At 50.3% G+C, this 4,485-nt stretch carries 3 protein-coding genes and 1 pseudogene; all 4 read left to right on the top strand.

Annotation, left to right across the window (positions count from 1 at the left end; all coding sequences use genetic code 11):
* A pseudogene (locus HW443_RS09495) lies at window positions 1-297 on the top strand (hypothetical protein); the annotation flags it as partial.
* Entirely contained in the window at window positions 291-2,063 is a 1,773-nt protein-coding gene (gene recN / locus HW443_RS09490; RefSeq protein WP_176238107.1) for a DNA repair protein RecN, read from the top strand. The pseudogene HW443_RS09495 and the gene recN, both read left to right, overlap by 7 nt.
* Before the next feature lie 361 nt (window positions 2,064-2,424).
* The gene (locus tag HW443_RS09485) at window positions 2,425-4,044 is read left to right on the top strand and encodes a CTP synthase (protein ID WP_176238106.1); all 1,620 of its coding nucleotides are present in this window, start codon (window positions 2,425-2,427) and stop codon (window positions 4,042-4,044) included.
* Window positions 4,045-4,190: 146 nt separating this feature from the next.
* Window positions 4,191-4,394 carry a hypothetical protein gene (locus tag HW443_RS09480; RefSeq protein WP_176238105.1) on the top strand — a complete coding sequence of 68 codons (204 nt, stop codon included), beginning with the start codon at window positions 4,191-4,193 and terminating at the stop codon, window positions 4,392-4,394.
* The last annotated feature ends 91 nt before the right edge of the window (window positions 4,395-4,485 follow it).

Genomic DNA, 4,485 nt, shown 5'->3' with positions numbered 1-4,485 from the left:
ATAGTGCTTACTCCTGTCTGCCCCCACACCCTATTTATGAGGAGCATCGTCTTTTCCAGTCAGGAAGTCCTTAAGGTGGTGGTAAACCAGGAAGACCAGCCCATCAGTGTGAAAATGGATGGGAAAAGGGTCTGGAAATTGGAAGATGAAGGGGAGATAACTATCCGAAAATCGGATCGATACTTCACCCTCCTTTCCTTTGGCAAGAAGAGCTTTTATACCATATTCAAAGAAAAGCTACTAGTAACTAAGGCCGACGAATCGCTGGGCCGACGAGTAAAAAGTGGAAGATGCTAAAAGAGCTTCTGGTTAGAAATCTGGCTCTGAGTGAAGAGCTAAACATCACTCTCCCTCCGGGCCTGATCATTTTATCGGGTGAGACCGGGGCCGGTAAGACCCTTATGGTGGAAGCTCTTAATCTGGCTCTGGGAGAAAGAGCAGACAGCTCCATGATCCAGACCGGGAAAGAAGTCTCCTACGTGGAGGCAGTTTTCGATCTGACCCGCAATGGGCGAGCCAGGCAGCTTATGGAGGAGAAGGAAATCACTGAGGAAAAGCTGGACCAGGTATCCCTGGGCCGGGAGATCTGTAGATCGGGAAGGAGCAGGTCCTTTATTGGTGGCCGAATAGGGCCTCTCTCCTGGTTAGCTGAGCTGGGGGAGATTCTGGTAGACCTGCACGGACAGCATGAGCATCAATCTCTTCTTAAGGTTAAGAATCATCTGGATCTCTTTGACCGATTCGGAGGAGACAAAATTGGGGAGCTTCGCTCAGAATACCAGCGGAGATATGAGAAATTTCGGGATCTGGAGAGAGAGCTCCAAGACCTTCTGGCCAGAGAGAAGGAGCGCTATAGGACCCTGGAGAGACTGAAGTTTGAAAGAGAGGAGATTGAGAGAGCCAATCTCAAAGTAGGGGAGGAGGACTCTCTCAAGAGCGAGAAGAAGATACTGGACAACTACGAGAAGCTCTTCTTGCTGGTCAATCAGTCTTTGGCCTGGCTAAAGGAGGGGGAGGAATCGGCCCCTGGCGCCCTGGATGGCCTGGATCAGGTGGCTAAGAATCTGGAGGACCTTAGCCAAATCGATGAAAAACTTGGCGGTTGTCTGGAGACGGTTATGGGCTGTCGCTATCAACTGGAGGATGTGGCCCGAGAACTGAGAAGCTATGTGGAAGGTATCGTATTTGATCCCTCCAGACTGGAGATGGTGGAAAGCCGATTGGCCGAGATTCACGCTCTGAAACGCAAGTATGGTGACAGCATAGAGGATATCCTGAGCTTCCTGGAGAACATAAAGGGAGAGATTAAGATCCTGGAGAACTACCAGAGCCGACTGGAAGAGATAGAAGGGGCTCTGGATAAAGAGAGGAGAGCGGCTCGAGATTTGGCTCTGTCCCTGTCTCAGGCCCGTAGGAGCATCAAGGAAGAATTTGAAAGGAAAGTCATAAGAGAGCTGAAAGACCTCAATCTCAACGATGCCTCCTTTCAGGTCTCCATAACTCATGAAAGGGGAGAAGATCTCCTCATGGAGGACGGCCCTTGGGTCAGCCTTCTTCCCCATGGCATGGACAAAATTGAGTTTCTTATCAGCACCAATGTAGGCGAGCCCCTGAAACCTTTGGCCAAAGTGGCCTCCGGAGGAGAAATCTCCCGTATTATGCTGGCTATGAAGATTGTGCTCGCTGATGCCGACGATGTTCCCACCCTGATCTTTGACGAGATCGATGTGGGGATAGGGGGCAGTGTCTCTTTTCTGGTGGGAGAAAAGCTGGCCCAACTGTCCCGCAGCCACCAGGTTATCTGTATTACCCATCTGCCGCAGATCGGTTGTTTTGCCGATGCTCATTTCTCCATCAGAAAGAGTACTAAAAGTGGTCGAGCCAGGACCGAAGTGGTTCGACTTTCCGAAGAGGAGAGGACAGAGGAGATCTCCAGAATGCTGGGTGGGGACAGGGGAGGAGATATCTCCCTGGATCATGCTCGAGAACTTATCTCTTTTGCCGAAAAGCGAAAAAAGTCCCTCGATGTTCCAAAATCAGGCTCAGAAAGCCCCGCATTTTAATGCTGGGGATAAATGAGCCTTGGCCTCCTTTTAGAGTATGCTAATATATGTCTTGGACAAGATGGATAGGGTGTGTCTGTGGCACAAAAGCCCTATTGAAGGTCGCAAAGGCATGCGTAAAGTCCAATCCAAGCGCGCCAGAGGTCTGGGGGGTATATCCCCTCAGACGGGGCTGCTTTGGCACAGCCCTAAACTTGGGCTCGTTGAAGCGACTGTGTTCTTGGATGTACATAGCTGAGAGACCCAAGAATCCCCCCAATTTATTGGTGAGGAGTGTCAATTAGTTTGCCTATTTTGTTAAACTTAGTCTCAGAAAGATATCCATTTTCTAAACTACGAGCATAGAAAGAGCATCAAAATCATGGCCAAGTACATTTTCGTCACCGGCGGAGTAATGTCCTCTCTGGGCAAGGGTATATCTGCCGCCAGTCTGGGAAGACTGCTCAAATGCAGAAGCTTCAAAGTAACCATCCAGAAGCTGGATCCTTACATTAATCTTGACCCCGGCACCATGAACCCCTTTCAACATGGCGAGGTCTTCGTCACCGATGACGGAGCCGAGACAGATTTGGATCTGGGACACTACGAGAGATTCATTGACGAAAATCTCCTTCAGAGCTCCAATGTCACCTCCGGAGGCATCTACTGGTCAGTCATCTCCAGGGAGAGAAGGGGAGACTTTCTGGGAGCCACGGTGCAGGTTATTCCCCATATAACCAATGAGATCAAGGAGAGGATTCTGGAGATAGCTAAGGTAAAAAAGCCCGATGTGGTTATCGTCGAGATCGGGGGCACCGTCGGTGACATTGAAAGTCTACCCTTTCTGGAAGCCATCAGACAGTTCAAGAAAGATGTGGGCAAGGAGAATGTCCTTTACCTTCACGTGACATACATTCCCTATCTGGAGGCCAGTGAGGAGCTAACGACCAAGCCCACCCAGCATAGTGTTAAAGAGCTTCGGAGTATTGGCATCCAGCCCGATGCGATCATCTGCCGCTCGAACCGACCTATTACCCGATCGGTTAAGGAGAAAGTCAGCCTTTTCTGTGATATTGAAGTTGAAGCAGTAATCTCAGCCATCGATGTGAGCAATATCTATGAAGTTCCTCTGGTTCTTCACCGGGAAGGTCTGGATGAATTTGTGGTGCAGAGCCTGAATCTCCCTATGCGCGAGATCGATCTCGGAGCGTGGGAGGATATAGTTCACCGCCAAAAAAACCTCTCCGGCCAGGTGACGGTGGGTATCGTGGGCAAGTATGTGAGGCTCCCTGATGCTTACATTAGCGTGGTGGAGGCTCTCCGCCATGGAGGGCTCTATCATGACCGGGAGGTGGATATCAGGTGGATTGACTCCGAATCGCTGGACCCTGCCGACATGGATGCGAAGCTGGCCCCTCTGGATGGAATTCTGGTCCCCGGTGGGTTTGGAATCCGGGGTATTGAAGGAAAGATCGAGGCTATCCGCTATGCCAGGGAACGGGGAGTTCCCTATTTGGGTATCTGTCTGGGCATGCAATGCGCTGTGGTAGAATTTGCTCGCCATGTTCTCAACTATGAAGGGGCCAATAGCACTGAGTTCGACCCCTCCACTGCTTATCCCGTCATTGACCTCCTGCCGGAACAGAAGGAGATATCTAACCTGGGAGGCACCATGCGCCTCGGACTGTCCCCTATAGTGCTGGAGGACGATACCAGGGTTATGAGGGCGTATGACCGGAGGCTGATCCATGAGAGACACCGACATAGATATGAGTTCAATATGAAATATAAAGAGGAGTTTCTGGCCAAGGGGATGAGATTTTCCGGCCTTTCCCCTGACGGTAGGCTGGTGGAGATTATTGAACTGGTGGATCATCCCTGGTTTGTGGCTTTCCAATTCCACCCTGAATTCAAATCCAGGCCCAACCGGGCCCATCCTCTATTTAGAGATTTCATTGGAGCCTGCAAGCAGTATTCGGAGAGCAGATCTGCTCGTCACTGAAAGGCTAACCTACTAGTGGTCATAGGGCGCCGCACCATCGAATGATGAAAATGGAGAATCTATTAAGCAAGTTGTCGTTTATGGTTTCATCACCCGCGAGCCACGCAAACGGGGGCATCTATCAAGCAATTTAGAGGTGTTTTTCATTGATTAACAGAGATCGACTGGTAGAAACCTTTATGTCTCTGGTCAAAATAAATAGCCCGGTGTTCAAAGAGCGGAAAGTGGCTGAATACCTTTTGCATCTTCTGGCCGAGTTGGGAGTAGAGGCAATGTTGGACGAGTCCGGCTCCCAGTATGGCAGCGATGCTGGTAATATCATTGGACATTTTCGGGGGCAGAAGACCTGACGCCCTCAGAGTACTGCTATCGGCCCACATGGATACGCTGGTATCGGGAGTAGATATTGAGCCGATAATCGAAAACGGCATAATCAAACCG

It is taken from the genome of Candidatus Hakubella thermalkaliphila (assembly GCF_013281975.1).
GTDB classification, from domain to species: domain Bacteria; phylum Actinomycetota; class Humimicrobiia; order Hakubellales; family Hakubellaceae; genus Hakubella; species Hakubella thermalkaliphila.
This window is presented reverse-complemented; position numbering and strand designations above follow the sequence as displayed.

Bases quoted from the DNA above. Each gene is read 5' to 3' on its own strand.
- recN (WP_176238107.1), top strand. From the start codon at position 291: ATGCTAAAAGAGCTTCTGGTTAGAAATCTGGCTCTGAGTGAAGAGCTA.
- HW443_RS09485 (WP_176238106.1), top strand. From the start codon at position 2,425: ATGGCCAAGTACATTTTCGTCACCGGCGGAGTAATGTCCTCTCTGGGC.